This window comes from Nonomuraea sp. NPDC050556 (genome assembly GCF_044457355.1).
GTDB lineage: Bacteria > Actinomycetota > Actinomycetes > Streptosporangiales > Streptosporangiaceae > Nonomuraea.
In genome coordinates this window covers 292,477-308,091 of record NZ_JBITGU010000007.1, presented here as the reverse complement: position 1 = coordinate 308,091, position 15,615 = coordinate 292,477, and the positions used below count along the sequence as shown (strand labels likewise).

General features: G+C 69.7%; 13 protein-coding genes. 8 read left to right on the top strand and 5 right to left on the bottom strand.

Features of this window, described 5'->3' with window-relative positions; genetic code table 11:
- Positions 1-1,152 (bottom strand): serine hydrolase domain-containing protein, encoded by a 1,152-nt coding sequence (locus tag ACIBG8_RS51720; RefSeq protein WP_397350776.1) that lies wholly within the window; start codon positions 1,150-1,152, stop codon positions 1-3.
- Positions 1,153-1,182: 30 nt separating this feature from the next.
- On the opposite strand from ACIBG8_RS51720, the gene ACIBG8_RS51715 reads away from it, so the two are divergent.
- From ACIBG8_RS51715 to ACIBG8_RS51695, 5 genes are all read left to right on the top strand, one after another.
- Positions 1,183-2,067 carry a cyclase family protein gene (locus tag ACIBG8_RS51715; protein WP_397350775.1) on the top strand — a complete coding sequence of 295 codons (885 nt, stop codon included), beginning with the start codon at positions 1,183-1,185 and terminating at the stop codon, positions 2,065-2,067.
- Positions 2,068-2,123: 56 nt separating this feature from the next.
- Positions 2,124-3,821, top strand: coding sequence for an aspartate-alanine antiporter (gene aspT, locus ACIBG8_RS51710; RefSeq protein ID WP_397350774.1), 1,698 nt, complete (start codon positions 2,124-2,126; stop codon positions 3,819-3,821).
- A gap of 8 nt (positions 3,822-3,829) precedes the next feature.
- On the top strand, positions 3,830-5,434 hold the full coding sequence (locus tag ACIBG8_RS51705) for a bifunctional aspartate transaminase/aspartate 4-decarboxylase (protein ID WP_397350773.1): 1,605 nt from the start codon (positions 3,830-3,832) through the stop codon (positions 5,432-5,434).
- Between the two features lie 54 nt (positions 5,435-5,488).
- A complete protein-coding gene (gene aspT, locus ACIBG8_RS51700) occupies positions 5,489-7,174 on the top strand; it encodes an aspartate-alanine antiporter (RefSeq protein ID WP_397350772.1) in 1,686 nt (561 codons plus the stop codon).
- A gap of 156 nt (positions 7,175-7,330) precedes the next feature.
- Positions 7,331-7,993, top strand: a complete 663-nt coding sequence (locus tag ACIBG8_RS51695) for a class I SAM-dependent methyltransferase (RefSeq protein ID WP_397350771.1) — start codon at positions 7,331-7,333, stop codon at positions 7,991-7,993.
- Between the two features lie 390 nt (positions 7,994-8,383).
- Here the strand turns inward: ACIBG8_RS51695 and ACIBG8_RS51690 are convergent, their stop codons facing one another.
- Complete coding sequence (locus ACIBG8_RS51690) at positions 8,384-9,058, bottom strand: DJ-1/PfpI family protein (protein ID WP_397350770.1); 675 nt, start codon at positions 9,056-9,058, stop codon at positions 8,384-8,386.
- 91 nt (positions 9,059-9,149) lie between these two features.
- Between ACIBG8_RS51690 and ACIBG8_RS51685 the strand changes: the two genes are divergently transcribed.
- The gene (locus ACIBG8_RS51685) at positions 9,150-10,115 is read left to right on the top strand and encodes a GlxA family transcriptional regulator (RefSeq protein ID WP_397350769.1); all 966 of its coding nucleotides are present in this window, start codon (positions 9,150-9,152) and stop codon (positions 10,113-10,115) included.
- Here the strand turns inward: ACIBG8_RS51685 and ACIBG8_RS51680 are convergent.
- Both ACIBG8_RS51680 and ACIBG8_RS51675 read right to left on the bottom strand, forming a co-directional pair.
- Entirely contained in the window at positions 10,100-11,575 is a 1,476-nt protein-coding gene (locus tag ACIBG8_RS51680) for an AMP-binding protein (protein ID WP_397350768.1), read from the bottom strand. The two genes, ACIBG8_RS51685 and ACIBG8_RS51680, sit on opposite strands and share 16 nt — an antisense overlap.
- Positions 11,576-11,602: 27 nt before the next feature.
- Positions 11,603-12,658: an LLM class flavin-dependent oxidoreductase gene (locus tag ACIBG8_RS51675; protein ID WP_397350767.1), complete on the bottom strand. Its 1,056-nt coding sequence runs from the start codon at positions 12,656-12,658 to the stop codon at positions 11,603-11,605.
- Between the two features lie 61 nt (positions 12,659-12,719).
- Between ACIBG8_RS51675 and ACIBG8_RS51670 the strand changes: the two genes are divergently transcribed.
- Positions 12,720-13,628 carry a carbon-nitrogen hydrolase family protein gene (locus ACIBG8_RS51670; RefSeq protein ID WP_397350766.1) on the top strand — a complete coding sequence of 303 codons (909 nt, stop codon included), beginning with the start codon at positions 12,720-12,722 and terminating at the stop codon, positions 13,626-13,628.
- Here ACIBG8_RS51670 and ACIBG8_RS51665 read toward each other — a convergent pair.
- Positions 13,615-14,400 carry an SAM-dependent methyltransferase gene (locus ACIBG8_RS51665; RefSeq protein ID WP_397350765.1) on the bottom strand — a complete coding sequence of 262 codons (786 nt, stop codon included), beginning with the start codon at positions 14,398-14,400 and terminating at the stop codon, positions 13,615-13,617. The two genes, ACIBG8_RS51670 and ACIBG8_RS51665, sit on opposite strands and share 14 nt — an antisense overlap.
- A 23-nt stretch (positions 14,401-14,423) precedes the next feature.
- Here ACIBG8_RS51665 and ACIBG8_RS51660 point away from each other — a divergent pair, with 23 nt between their 5' ends.
- Complete coding sequence (locus ACIBG8_RS51660) at positions 14,424-15,608, top strand: alpha/beta fold hydrolase (protein ID WP_397350764.1); 1,185 nt, start codon at positions 14,424-14,426, stop codon at positions 15,606-15,608.
- Positions 15,609-15,615 lie beyond the last annotated feature (7 nt).

The window sequence follows — 15,615 nt, the reverse complement described above, 5'->3', positions numbered from 1 at the left end:
TCAGAGGCTCTGGTAGACCGCCTCGGTCAGCCGGTAGCCGCGCATGCTGCCGGAGACGGCGTTGGCCATCCTGTTCATCGTGTACGCCAGGGCCACGCCGCGCTCGACGTCGCCCAGCCCGATGAAGCCGCCCATCCCGGTGTGGCCGAAGGCGGTCGGCGAGGGGTTGAAGAAGGTCAGCGCGCCGGTCATGTAGCCCAGGCCGAACGCGCTGTCGATGTACAGCACCTGGTCGGGGCCGTTCACCCGGGTCCGCCTGGCGTCGGCCAGCGTGTCCTTCGGCAGGATCTCGCCGCCGATCAGCGCCTTGTAGAACCCGGCCAGGCTGCGCGCCGTGGTCACCATCCCGGCAGCGGGCCAGCCGGCGCGCAGGATCGACGGGTGGTTGGCGCCGCCCTTGAGCCGGTGCATCCCCGGGTTGCCGAGCGCCCGGTTCATCAGGCTCTGCGGGTCGCGCGAGGCGGCCGCCATCCTGGAGAAGGCGTCGTCCCCGGTGGGGACCACCGTTTCCGTGGGCTCCGGCAGGCGCTCGCCCGCCTGGAGCCTGGCCGTGCGGGGGATGACGTCGTCGGGGACGCCCACCCACAGGTCGAGCCCGAGCGGGCCGGAGATCTCGGCGGCGACCAGCTCGCCCACCGACTTGCCGGACACCCTCCGCACCACCTCGCCGACCAGGAAGCCGTAGGTCAGCGCGTGGTAGCCGTGCGCGGTGCCCGGCTCCCACAGCGGGCGCTGGCGGGCCAGCCGGTCGGCGATGGCCGGGAGGTCCTCGAACTCCTCCACCGGCACCTCCTCCTCGACCACCGGCAGCCCCGCCTGGTGGGTCAGCAGGTGCTCCACGGTGACCGACCCCTTGCCCTCTGCCGCGAACTCGGGCCACACCTCGGCCACGGGCGCGGTGACGTCCACGAGGCCGCGCGCGGCGAGCTGCAGCAGCACGGTCGCGGTGACCGCCTTGGTGCACGAGTAGGCGTAGACGGGGGTGTCGCGCTCCCATGGCCGCCCGGTGTGGCGGTCGGCGATCCCGTCCCAGAGGTCGACCACGAGCTCGCCGTCCAGGTAGACCGCGAACGCGGCGCCCAGCTCCTCGCCCTCGGCGAAGTGGCGGGAGAACACCTCCTGCACGCGCGAGAAGCGGGGATCGCACAGCATGGGACCTCCAGAACGAAAGGAAGCGCTTACTTGGTTACCGAGCCTAACAACTGGGGACGATTCGGCCCAGACGACCAGCGAGGAACGCTGAACCTGCTCACCCCGGAGGTCGTCCTGCGGGCTCTGGGGAGCGCGCGCACCGGCCGGGTGGTCAGCCTGTCCATGCCGATCAGGGACAGAGGCGTCCCGCACCTGCGCGGCAGGCCGCTGCCGCAGCACTTCATGGCGCTGGACGGCGGCGACTACGCGGCGGGCATGCGGCCGATCGGCGCCGGGCTGCGGGTGGCCGACGACGCGCTGGTCGTCAGCCATCACGGCACGACCACCCACATGGACGCGCTCTGCCACATGTGGGAGGGCGACGAGCTCTACAACGGGCATCCCGCTGCCCGGGTGCGCTCCTACGGGGCCACCAGGTGCGGGATCGAGCAGGCTGGCGGGGTGGTGGCCAGGGGGGTGCTGTTCGACGTGCCCGCGCACCTGGGGCTCGACCACCTGCCCGCCTCCTACCGGATCTCCGCCTCGCTGCTGGAGGAGATCCATGCCGACGTGCTGCCGGGCGACGTGGCGGTGATCCGTACGGGATGGCCTTTGACCTGGGAACGGTCACCTGACGAGTACTGGTCGGGGCAGCCGGGACTGTCCGCCGACGCGGGCAGGTGGCTGGCGGCGCGCGACGTGGCGGCAGTGGCCAGCGACAACGCGGCGATCGGCGGGCTCAACGCGCGCCAGCTCGCCGACGAGGACCTGGCCGACGACCTGCACCTGATCCTGCTGCACCGGCACGGCATCCACCTGATCGAGATGTTGTGGCTGGAGGAGCTGGCCGGGGTGCGCGACTTCGTGTTCGTGGCGGCCCCCCTGCGCATCGAAGGGGGGACGGGCAGCCCGATCAACCCGCTGGCGATCGTTTGACGGCGGATCGCGTAGGGAATGTCCAGATCGTTCCCCCTGAACGCTAAGGGGGACGTATGTGGTCATGGTTCGTTGACGCGATGCGCCAGCATCCGGAGATCGCGATCTTCCTGACCATGGCGCTCGGGTTCTTCATCGGCCGCATCGGGGTCAAGGGCATCGTGCTCGGCTCCGTGACCGGCACCCTGCTCGCCGGGGTGATCGTCGGCCAGCTCGACATCCAGATCCCCGACCTGGTCAAGACCGTCGCGTTCATCGGGTTCCTGTTCGCGCTCGGCTTCAAGGTCGGGCCGCAGTTCTTCGCCGCGATGACCAAGAACGGCATCCCGCAGGTGATCATCTCGGTGGTCGGCTGCGTGGTCGGCCTGCTCGTGGCCTGGGGCATGGCCGTCTTCATGGGGTACGGCCCAGGCTGGGGCGCTGGCCTGCTCGCCGGCGGGCTCACCCAGTCGTCGGTCATCGGCGTCGCGACCGACGCGATCAACGCCTCGGCCACGATCCCGGCCAACATGAAGGCCACCTACGTCAACCAGATCCCGGTCGGTTACGCCGTCTGCTACCTGTTCGGCACCGCCGCTGCCGCCTACTTCCTGTCGCAGGTCGCCTGGCGCATGCTCGGCTCCAAGAGCCTCGTCGACGACTGCCGCACCATGGAGAAGGAGCTCGGCACCGCGCTGGACCCGGACGACGCGCCCGCCTACCGGCGCTTCGAGCGGCGCACCTACCAGGTGACCGCCGGTTCCGAGCTGGACGGCTCGACCGTGGCGGCGTTCGAGCAGCTCGCCGAGTCGCGCGGGCGGCGCATCTTCCTGTTCCGCTACCGGCGCGGCGAAACCATGGCGTTCACCGCCCAGGACACCGTCCTGCGCGCGGGCGACGTCGTCACCGTGACCGCCAACCACGCCGACTTCATCCACGGCGAGATGACGGCGGTGGGCCAGGAGATCGACGACCCCTCGCTGCTCGGGTACGACATCGAGACGCTGCCCGTGGTGATCACCAGCAAGGAGCTCGACGGCAAGACGCCGGCGGAGCTGGCCGAGCACCCTGAGGCGCGGGCCCTGTTCATCACCAAGCTGGTGCGGGCGGGCATCGAGATGCCGCTCGGAACCAACACCAAGCTCCACCGGGGCGACGAGATCACCGTCCAGGGGCCGCGCGAGCTGGTGGAGCGGGCCGTGCCGCACGTCGGCACGCCCAACAGGACCAGCGACGAGACCGACTTCTCCTACGTCGGGCTCGGCATCTTCCTCGGCGGCCTCATCGGCATCCCGACCATCGCCATCGCCGGCGCCGACATCGGGCTGACCACCAGCGGCGGCGCGCTCATCATGGGCCTCGTCTTCGGCTGGCTCAGGGCCAAGCGCCCGTCGTTCGGCCGCTTCCCGCCCGCCGCCGAGTGGATCATGAACACCGGCGGGCTGTGCATGTTCGTCGGCATCGTCGGCATCACCTCGGGGCCCAACTTCATCGCGGGCATCAAGCAGGAAGGGCTCGGGCTGCTGCTCAGCGGGCTCGTCGTCACGCTCCTGCCGATGCTCGTCGTCATGTACCTCGGCAAGCTGCTCTACAAGTGGCCCGTGCCGATCACGCTCGGCGTCACCGCCGGGACGTTCACCACCACCGCGTCCATCGGCGCCATCACCGACTCAGCCAAGAGCCAGGTCCCCGTGCTGGGCTACACCGTGCCCTACGCCGTCGGGAACACCCTGCTCACGATCTGGGGCACGATCATCGTCGCCCTTCTCTCTTAGGGGATTCCATGACTGACCGCGACACGCAGAAGAAGTGGGAGTCGCTCAGCCCGTTCGAGCTGAAGAACGAGCTGATCGACCTGGCGAAGGACAACAAGTCGGCCGCCACCATGCTCAACGCGGGCAGGGGCAACCCCAACTGGATCGCCACCGAGCCACGCGAGGCGTTCTTCCTCCTGGGGTCGTTCGCCATGGCCGAGGCCAGGCGCGACTTCGACGAGTGGGACGGCCTGGCCGGCATGCCGCAGAAGGAGGGCATCGCCGACAGGTTCGCCGCCTTCCTGGAGGCCAACCGCGAAAAGCCCGGCGCCGCCCTGCTCAAGGGGGCGCTCGGCTACGGGGACTTCGCCGACAGAGACGCGTGGATCTGGGAGCTCACCGACGCCTCGATCGGCGACCACTACCCGGAGCCCGACCGCATGCTCACGCACATCGAGTCGGTGGTGCACGACTACCTCGTCCAGGAGATGTGCGCGGGGGAGGCGCCGGCGCAGCCGTACGACCTGTTCGCCACCGAGGGCGGCACGGCGGCCATGTGCTACATCTTCGACACCTGCATCATCAACGGGATCCTCCGCCAGGAGGACACCATCGCGATCATGACGCCGATCTTCACCCCGTACCTGGAGATCCCGCACCTGGAGCGCTACCAGTTCAAGACGCTCGAGATCGGGGCCACCAAGGTCAACCAGGACGGCGTGCACACCTGGCAGTACGACCAGTCGGAGCTGGACAAGCTGGCCGACCCGTCGGTGAAGGCGCTGTTCCTGGTGAACCCGTCCAACCCGCCGTCGGTCATGCTGGCCCAGGACTCGCTCGACCACATCGCCTCGATCATCGCCACCAAGAACCCCGAGCTGACGATCATCACCGACGACGTCTACGGCACGTTCGTCAACGGGTTCCGCTCGCTGATGTCGACCGCGCCGCGCAACACGATCGGCGTCTACTCCTTCAGCAAGTACTTCGGCTGCACCGGCTGGCGGCTCGGCGTCATCGCCGTCAACCGGGACAACATCTTCGAGGGCAAGCTCGCCGCACTGCCCCCGGAGGACGTGGACCGGCTGAACGCCCGTTACGGCACGATCAGCCTGGAGCCGACCTCGATCAGGTTCATCGACCGGCTCGTCGCCGACTCCCGCCAGGTGGCGCTCAACCACACAGCGGGCCTGTCGCTGCCGCAGCAGCTGCAGATGGGGCTGTTCGCGCTGTTCGCTCTCCTGGACGAGGAGAACGTGTACAAGCGCACCTGCCAGGCGCTCATCGCCAGGCGGATGCACGCGCTGACCAAGGGCATGGGCGTGCCGGTGCCCAAGGACCCGCACGCCGCGCACTACTACATCGAGCTGGACATCCTGTCCTTCGTCCAGCGCACCTACAGCCAGGAGTTCGCCGACTGGCTGCAGCAGAACTTCGAGCCGGTCGACCCGGTCTTCCGCCTGGCCGAGAAGGGGTCGGTCGTGCTGCTCAACGGCGGCGGCTTCGACGGGCCCGAGTGGAGCGTCCGGGTCAGCCTGGCCAACCTCAAGATGGACGCCTACGAGCAGATCGGCACCTGGCTCAAGGAGATCGTCCAGGAGTACAAGGCGGAGTTCGACAATGACGGAGCGTAGCGGAGTCATCAATAAACACAGCATGATTTTCATGAGTCCGACGAAGGAGGACTCATGATCAAGGACCTCCTGCAGTCGACGCCGGAGATCGCGCTCTTCATCTGCCTGGCGCTCGGTTACGCCATCGGCAAGATCAAGGTGGCCGGGCTGTCGCTGGGCGGCATCGCGGGCACCCTGATCGTGGCGATCTTCGTCGGCATGATCGGCGGGATCACGCTCAACGACCAGGTGAAGAACATCGCCTTCGCCATGTTCATCTTCACCCTCGGCTACATGAGCGGCCCGTCGTTCTTCGCCAGCCTCAACAAGAAGAGCCTGCGCTACGGCTGGTTCACGCTCATCGAGGTCGTGGCCGTCCTCACCATCACCGCGATCGCCATCGTCGTGCTCAAGCTCGACATCGGCACCGCCGCCGGGCTCATGGCGGGCGGCGCGACCGAGTCCGCCGTCGTCGGAACCGCGACGGACGCCATCGCCAAGCTGCCACTTCCAGCCGACCAGATCTCGGCGCTGCAGGCCAACGTCGGCACGGCGTACTCGATCTCCTACATCTGCGGCCTCATCACCATCGTCCTGCTGACCAGCCAGTTCGCGCCCGCGATCATGAAGTTCAACCTCAAGGACGAGGCGGACAAGCTCTGGAAGCAGATCAGCAAGGGCCAGGTCGACGAGGACGCGGCCACCGCGCTGCCCGGCGTCGTCGGCCGCGTCCAGCAGGTCGCCACGGCGGCCGGGCAGACCATCGCCCAGGTGGAGAGCGACCTCGGCGGCCGGGCGACCGTCGAACGGATGCGCCGGGACGGGCAGCTCGTCGAGTACGGCCCGGCCACCGTACTCGCGGAAGGGGACGTGCTCGTCCTCATCGGGCTGCGCGAGGACCTCACCCGCGCCGACGCCCTCGTCGGGCCGGAGGTCGCCGAGACCGACGGGCTCAACCTGGAGCTCGACGTGGCCGAGGTGCTGCTGACCGGCACCGGGTTCAAGTCGGGCACGCTGGGGGAGCTGCGGGACAAGATCCCGGCCGACCAGAAGCGCGGCGTCTACGTCACCGGGATCACCCGGATGGAGCAGGGCCTGCCCGTCCAGCCGGGCACCACCGTGAACGCCGGTGACGTCGTACGGATCACCGGGGCGAAGAAGGACGTCAGCTCGTTCGCCGACCGGTTCGGCGTGCGGCTCAACACGGGGGTGAAGGCCGACTTCATCTTCATCGCGGTCGGGATCATCCTGGGCATGCTCATCGGCAAGATCGTGGTGCCGCTGGGGGACGTGCCGCTGTCGCTCGGGACCGGCGGCGGGTGCCTGCTGTCCGGCCTGCTGTTCGGGTACATCAGGGCGAAGAACCCGAAGATCGGGCAGTACGACCCGGCTGCGGCGTCGGTCATCAAGGACCTCGGTCTGGCGACGTTCATCTGCGCGGTCGGGCTGTCGTCTGGGCCCGCCGCGGTGTCGCTGATCGAGAAGTACGGCTTCTCGCTGCCGATCGCCGGGATCCTCATTACGTTGATCCCGGCATCGATCTCGCTGTTCGTGGCGTTCAAGATAATGAAGCTGCCCGCGCCGCTGGCCCTCGGGTCCGTGGCAGGTCAGCAGTGTTCCACGCCCGCCATCACGGCGGTGCAACAACAGGCGGGGAACACGACGCCGCTGATGTCGTACACGATCGTGTACGCCCTCTCCAACGTCGTGCTCCCGCTGCTCGGACCCATCGTCGTCGCCATGGCCAACGCCCTCGGCTGACCCGCCACAGGCCTTTCGGGTTTTTGGGTGGAATGGTCGGTGGTGCTGGGGGTGGACTGCCTGGTCGGGAGGGCGGGGTCTTCCCGATCATGGCCGTCGCGTGGGACCGTGATGTCCCGCTACGCTCGCAGGCGAGTGGGCCGACTGAGAGGTGACATGATTTCTTCCCCCGTCCCCGTGATGCACCGGCTCCGCGGCGCCGCCACGTTCGGCGCCGAGTTCATCAGAGCCAACCGCAGCACGGGAGCCATCCTGCCCAGCGGCGCGCGCCTGGCCACGGCGCTGACCAGGCACGTGCGCCAGCCCCCCGAGCCCCATGCGGCAGGCGGGCGCGCGTTTCTCGAGGTGGGACCGGGCACAGGAGCCGTCACCCGATACATCACGCCGTGCATGGGGCCGCTGGACCGGCTCGACCTGGTGGAGGCCAATCCGCGGCTGGCTCAGCACCTGGAGGAGCTGCTCGGCGGTGACCCGTCGCTGGCGGACCGCACGCGGTTGTGGGTGAGCCCGGTGGAGGAGCTGGAGCTGGAGCCTTACGACGCGATCGTGGCGGGGCTGCCTTTTGCGAACTTCGACCCGGAACTTGTTGAGGTCATCTTCACGCGCTTGCTCGGTGCTCTGAAGCCCGGGGGAAAGCTGTCCTTCTTCGGTTACACCGGAGCGACGGTCGTGCGTCACCTGACGCGGTCGTCGAGCATGGCGAGGACGCAGGACGTTCTGCGTGACATCATCGTGCGTCACCAGGTGAGCCGCGAGCTCGTGACCTGGAACGTTCCCCCTGCCAGGGTCCACCACCTGTCCGCCACCACCCCCTCCTGACACCCCCCTGTACGGCACGCACCACCCCCCAGGAGCTCACACCTCCACCCCAAGGTCCCGAGGCTGCCCCAAGGGCTATGGAGCCTCCTCAAGGGCCGGGCTCCATCAAGGACCCCGAGGTCGCCCTGGCGACACTCCAGGGAGCCTCGCAGGGCCAAGAGGGCCGTCCCCCCAAGGCCGTCCCCCCAAGGGCGGCCCCCAAGGGCGGCCCCCAAGGGCGGCCCCCAAGGGTGTGACGCCGTCGAGGGCGGCTCCTCTTCGGGAGAGAGCTCCTGAGGGGCGCGAAGCCTCCCCGAGGGAGCACCGTCAGGGGCGGGTCCTGCGGGGGGTGCGACTCCCTGGGGGGTGTGTGGTCATCCTCTGGGGCCCTGCATGCAACCCCGCAATGGGCTACTGGAAGGCCGGGTGGTCGGTGAGGGTTTGGGCGATGAGGTGGTCGATGTAAGGGGCGAAGGCCGCCCGGTCGACCTTCGTCCAGTCGATGGGCCCCAACGGCGGCTGCGGGTCGTACTCGATCATGTTCTGCACGTTCCGCGCCATCTCCTCCCCAGCCAGCCGCTGCACCAGGTGCAACGCCCAGTCGATCCCCGCGGAAACCCCCGCCGCAGTGATCACCGGCCCGTCCTCCACGATGCGCTCCGTCACCGGCGTGGCCCCCAGCTTCTCCAGCACGTGCAGGCAGCTCCAGTGCGTGGTAGCCCGCCGCCCCTCCAGCAGCCCGGCCACCCCGAGGATCAACGACCCCGTGCACACCGACCCGACCACCGACGCGGTAGGCGCCACCGACCGGACCCACTCCAGGAGCCGCTCGTCGCCCATGGCCGCGAACGTCCCCTCGGTCCCCCCGGGAAGCACGATCGCGTACGGCGAGGCGATCTCGTCGAACGTGTGGCTGGCCGAGAGCGAGAGCGGCGTGTCCGACCCCACGGGCGAGGTCGTGGCCCCGACCACCACCACCTCGTACGTGGGGTCGAACTGGGCGAGCACGGAAAGCACCTGCAGCGGCCCGACGAGGTCGAGCGGCGTGAGCCCCGGGTAGAGCACGAAAGCGATCGTCCGTTTCATGTCTTCACCATGCGCGACCCCACCAGAAAACACCGAGCCCCAAAGACGGACATGTCTGGAATCCTGGGATCCCTGGCCTAGGGTCGGGTGTATGCGGCTGTTCGTGATCGTGGCCTACCACCAGGCCGAGCTCCTCGACATCGCCTGCGTCTCCGACACCCTCGACGCGGCCAACCAGCTCCGTGCGGCCCCGCCGTACCGGATCAGGCTGGCCACACCGGGCGGCGCGCCGGTCACCTGCGGGTCCGGGCTGACGCTGGCCGGGCAGGAGAGCCTGGAGCGGCTCCAGGGCCCGCTGGACACGCTCCTGGTCGTCGGCGGCCCCGGCAGCGAGCGGGCGGCGAAGGATCCCAGGATCGTGGGACATGTCCGGCGGCTGGCCCGCGAGTCCCGCCGCGTCGCCTCCGTCTGCACGGGCGCCGAGGTCCTGGCCGCGACCGGGCTGCTCGACGGCCGCCGCGCGACCACGCACTGGGCGTACGCCGAGGGCATCGCGGGACGCCACCCGGAGGTCGCCTTCGACAGCGGCCCCATCTTCATCCAGGACGGCCCGATCGCCACGGCTGCCGGGGTGACCAGCGCGCTCGACCTGACGCTCAAGCTGATCGAGGACGACCACGGCGCCGACCTGGCCCGATGGGTGGCCCGCGGCCTGGTGACGTACCTGCAGCGGCCGGGGGACCAGCGGCAGATGAGCATGTTCGTCGCCGCCCCGCCGCCCGAGCACGACCTGGTCAGGAAGCTGACCGCCTACGTGACGTCCCACCTCGACGCCGACCTGTCGGCGGCCGCGCTCGCGAACCGCGCGGGCGTGGGCGAGCGCCACCTGGCCAGGCTGTTCGCCGAGCACGCCGGTCAGAGCCCGGCCAGGTACGTACGCGCGGCCCGCCTGGAGGCGGCGGCGCACCTGCTGTCGAGCACGGGCCTACCGGTCGCGGCCGTGGCCCGCCGGTGCGGCTTCCGGTCGGCCGAGACCTTCCGCCAGAGCTTCGTCGACCGGTACGGCGTGGCCCCCACCCACTTCAGGAGCGCCTCGACCCGTCACGCGCCCGGGTAGTTGCCGCCGCCGTGCGCCTGGTCGAGCGCGTCGTAGTCAGGCGTGAAGCCCTTCTTGGGGATCGACTCCACGAAGTCGACGAACCTCGGCTTCTTGTAGGAGGCCAGGTGCCCCTTGACGTGCTCGACGAGCTCCTCGGCCGACGCCTCGCCCTTCAGCGCCACGACCGCCTTGACCGCCTGGTGCCACCGCTCGTCCGGCACGCCGATCACGGCGGCGTCCGCGACCGCGGGGTGCGTCTTCAGGGCGCGCTCGACCTCGGCGGGGTAGATGTTCTCGTTGCCCGACTTGATCATGCGCAGCTTGGGGCCGATGAAGGTGATGGACCCGTCCGGCTCGCGCCGTCCGAGGTCGCCGGTGTGGTGCCAGCCGAAGGCCGACTTGGCGGCATTCAACTCCGGTCGGGCGAAATATCCGGAGAAGAGGGACTTGCCGCGGGCGCAGATCTCCCCGACCTCCCCCGGCGCGCACTCCGATCCGTCCGGAGCCAGGATGCGCACCTGGACCAGGGGAGACGGCCGCCCGGCGAACCCGGCGGCGCCCGGCGCGAGGCCCAGGAAGGTGAGCATGCCGCCCACCTCGGTCTGGCCGTACCCGCCCATCTTGGACCTGCACCACGGCGAGTCGTCCACCGTGATCATCTCGTCCCACTCGGCCGAGTGGGAGACGAAGCGCAGCGACGACAGGTCGTACTTCCCGCCCGCGTTGGCCGCCACGACCGCGTCGATCATCGGCCCGAACAGGAACGCCTGCGTGACCTTCTCCGCGTCGACCAGGCGGCAGACCTCCTCGGCGTCGAACGCGGGCATGATCACGTTCGTGCCGCCGATCTGCAGCGTGGCCAGGCAGAACATCATCGTGCCCACGTGGAACAGCGGCCCGTTGTCCAGGAAGGTGAACCCGGGCTCCATCTGCCGCACCACCAGCAGCGACGCGCTGTGCGCGACGAGCGCCGCGCTCGACAGCAGCGCCGCGTTCGGCCGCCCGTCGAAGGCGGCCGTGTAGAGCGCGAGCACCGGCTCGGTGTCGGCGACCTCAGGGAAGTCCTGCCCGCCGTCGACGAGCAGCCCCTCGTACTCCTCACCCGCCAGGACCCACCCTTCCTGGCGTACGGCTGCCGCCGCCTCGGACTGCTCCCACACCACGACCTTCGGCGCGAGGTCCTCGACGACGAACCGCAGCTCGTCGGCGGACTGCCGCCAGTTCGCCGGGCAGAAGACCGCGCCGAGCCGCGAGCAGGCGAGCAGCAGCTCCAGCACCGCGTGGGAGTTCTGGCCGAGCCACAACACCCGCTCGCCTGGGCCGACCCCGCGCGCGGCCAGGCCGTGCGCCAGCCGGGTGACCCGGTCGTCCAGCTCCGGGTAGGTCAGCCGGAGCTCCCCGTCGACCACGGCGGTGACCTGCGGTCGGCTGCGCGCGTGCTCGGCGAGCACATCGGAGAGGGTCAGGTCGTGCATCATCGCGCCTCCAGGGGACATCACGAAATTTCAGCGAAAGGCGGGCATGACTTCGGCCGCGAAGAACCGCATGACCTGCTTCATCTCCTCCAGCGGCATCGGCCGGGTGCTGCCGAAGTCGCACAGCAGGTTGGAGAAGCCCGCGTCGCGCAGCAGCGAGATCTGCTCGATCACCCGCTCCGGGTTGCCGATCACCTCGAGCTGCTCCCAGCGGAAGTCGTTGGAGACGCTGCCGCCCTTGAGGTAGCGGTCCTGGTAGTACTCGAAGCCCTGCGCCGCCTTGCCGGTCTTGGGGTCGATCGGCGAGCTCTTCTCGTTGAAGATGCGCGAGCGGTCGAACGACGCCTCGAACCTGGCCTGGTCGGCGCGCGCCTGCTCGACCGTGGGCGCCACGTAGACGCTGCGCGCCACGACGAGCTCGCGGTCGGCGTCGTGCCCTGACTGGGCCGCCGTCTCGCGCCAGGTCTCCGCGGCCTTGACCACCTTGCGGAAGGTGGCGGCCGGGTCGGCGAGGATGGGCAGGCCGCGCTCGGCGTACATGGTGACGGTCTCGGGGGAGACGGCGGCCACGTGGATCGGCGGGTGCGGCGTCTGCAGCGGGCGCGGGGTCAGGCTGACCTCGGTGCCCGTCTTGTAGAACTTGCCCTCGTGCTGGAAGCTCTCCTGGCTCCACAACCCGAGGATCACTTCAAGGGCCTCGTTGAACCGGTCGCGCGCCTCGGCGAGGTCGATGCCGAACCCCTCGAACTCGAAGCTCTGGTAGCCGCGCCCGATGCCCAGCTCCAGCCGTCCGCCGGAGAGCACGTCGACCAGCGCGGCCTCCTCTGCCACGTGGATCGGGTTGTGCAGGGGCAGCACGACGATGCCGGTGCCGAGCCTGATCCGCTCGGTGCGCGCGGCCGCGTGGGCGAGCATGGTGAACAGGTTCGGCACGACGCCGTAGTCGCGGAAATGGTGCTCGGCCAGCCGTACCCCGTCGAAGCCCAGCTCCTCGGCCAGGCCGATGAGTTCGAGGTGGTAGTTGTACACGTCCTCGAAGCTCTGGCCGTCGAAGCGGTGGAACAGGTGGAAGGTCGAGAACCTCATACGTCAGCCCCTCGCTGGTGAACCAAGCGCTCGCTTGGGAAGCGTACCCTAGAATCGCCCCATGCGCATCGCCGCCGCTCAGGCCCGCTGTCCCTGGCTCGACCCCGCAGCGGGCACCAGGAAGGTGATCGATCTCCTCCACGAGGGGCGCGATCTCGACCTCATCGCCTTTCCCGAGACGTTCCTGTCGGGTTATCCGTTCTGGCTGTCGTCGACCGGGGGAGCCGCGTTCGACGATCCGCTGCAGAAGCAGGCCTACGCCTACTACCTCGACGCCGCGGTCGAGCTCGACGGGCCGTACGTCAGGACGATCGTCGAATGCGTCCGCGACCTGGGCGTCTTCACCTATCTGGGCGTGTCGGAACGGGTGCACGGCACGGTCTACTGCACGCTGCTGGCCATCTCCCCGGACGCGGGCATCGTCTCGGCGCACCGCAAGCTCATGCCGACCTTCGAGGAGCGGCTGGTGTGGGGCACCGGCGACGGCCACGGGCTGCGCGTGCACGCCTACGGCGGCATCCGGGTGGGCGGGCTGAACTGCTGGGAGAACTGGATGCCGCTGGCCCGGCAGTCCCTGTACGCCCAGGGCCCCGACCTGCACGTCTCCGTCTGGCCCGGGTCGAGCGGGCTGACCCGCGACATCACCCGGTTCATCGCGAGGGAGGGGCGGGTCTACTCGCTGGCCGCCGGGGCGCTGATCTCCTACGACGACATCCCGGCCGGATTCCCGTTCAAGCTGGAGGAGACCTCTGACTACGACGGCGGGTCGGCCGTCGCCGGGCCGGACGGCGAGTGGATCGTGGCGCCGGTGTCGGGGGAGGAGCGCCTGGTCGTGGCCGAGATCGACCCGGCCGTGGTGCGGGGGGAGCGGCAGAACTTCGACCCGGCGGGACACTACAACCGGCCGGACGTCCTGCGCCTGACCGTCGACCGCCGCAGGCTCACGGCGGCGGACTTCACCTCTTCCTAGCCACCCCGCCGACCAGGTAGTCGCCCAGCCCCTTGAGCGCCACCAGCTCGCCGGCCACCTCGGGACGCCACTCGGCGACGTTGATCACACCGGGCTCGACCAGCTCCAGGCCGTCGAAGAAGGGCAGCACCTCGGCCCGCGTCCGCAGCCTGATGCCGGGCATCGAGCTCCGGTAGACGTCGGTGATGTCCTTGGACAGGGCGCTGGTCGGGCAGGCGTGCGAGATCACCAGGTAGCTGCCCGGCGCCATGCGCGCGGTCAGCCTGCCGATGATCGCCTGGGGGTCGTCGGCGTCGTGGATGAAGTGCAGGATCGCCACCAGCATGATCGCGACCGGCCGGTCGAAGTCGACCAGCTTGAGGGTCTCCGGGTGGTCGAGGATGGCGTCCGGCCGCCGCAGGTCGCCCTCGACGACGCTCACCCGGTCGGCGTCCTCCAGGATGGCCCTGGCATGGGCGAGCACGATGGGGTCGTTGTCGGCGTAGACCACGTGCGCGCCTTTTCCCGCGACCTCGTGGACGTTGCCCTGCGTGGGCAGGCCGGTGCCGAGGTCGACGAACTGGGTGATCCCCTGACCTGCCAGGAACCGTACGGCCCGCTGCATGAACGCGCGGTTCTCCCGCGCCGCCTGGCGGGTTTCCGGGACGAGCGCCAGCACCTGCTCCGCCGCTTCGCGGTCCGAGGCGAAGTTGTCCTTCCCACCCAGGTAGTAGTCGTACATACGGGCGACACTGGGGATGTGCGGGTTGATCCCGGGGGGAACCTCGTCCATGCCCTGATCCTAGAGTGAACAGAGTGAGAGTCACCATGCCGGGCCTGCGGGCCGTTGATCACGAGTTCACCGTCCCGCTCGACCACGCCGACCCGGCGGGACCCTCCCTGACGGTCTTCGCCAGGGAGGTCTCGGACCCCGCGCTGGGCGACGACCTGCCGTGGGCGCTGTTCCTCCAGGGTGGTCCCGGCGGCAAGTCCCCCCGCCCGACCGGCCCCGGGTCGTGGGCTCCCGTGCTGAAGACCCACCGGGTGCTCCTCCTGGACCAGCGGGGGACCGGCCGCAGCACCCCCGCGCCCCTCGGCGCTCTCCGTCACTTCCGCGCCGACGCGATCGTCGCCGACTGCGAGCACATCCGGCGCTCGCTGGGCATCGAGCAGTGGGAGACCTGGGGGCAGAGCTACGGCGGCTTCATCACGCTGACCTACCTGTCCCGGGCCCCGGAGGCGCTGCGCGCCTGCCACATCACCGGCGGCCTGCCCGGCCTGGACGCCACCGCCGACGACGTCTACGCCCGCACCTACCCGCGGGTCCGCGCCAAGCTCGAGGCCTACTTCAGGCGCTACCCGGCGGACGCCGAGAGGATCGCCCGCATCGCGGCGCACCTGGACTCCTCGAAGGTCCTGCTCCCCGACGGCGACCGGCTCACCTCGCGGCGTTTCCGCACGCTGGGCATGCGCCTGGGCATGGGCGACGGCATGGAGACCCTGCACTGGCTCCTGGACGAGGCCTGGACCGGCGCCCAGCTCTCGGACGCCTTCCTGTACGACGTGATGACCTCGACCGGCTTCGTGGCGAACCCGCTGTACGCCGTGCTGCACGAGTCCATCTACAGCCAGGGCCCGGCGACCCGCTGGTCCGCCGACCGCCTGCTCCCCGCCGACCTCCCGCTGACCGGCGAGATGATCTACCCGTGGATGTTCACCGACATCCGCGCCCTGCGCCCCTACGCGGAAGCCGCCACGGAGCTGGCCGAGACCGACGGCTGGCCGCCTCTCTACGACCCGGTACGGCTGGCCGCCAACACCGTCCCCGTGGCCGCCCTGATCTATCACGACGACATGTACGTGGACGCGAACCTGTCCCTGGAGACGGCCTCAAGGGTCGGAAACGTCCGCGTGTGGATCACCAACGAGTTCGAACACGACGGCCTGCGCGCCGCCCCCGACCGGATCATGCCCCGCCTGATGTCCATGACCGCAGGCTGACGGCCTG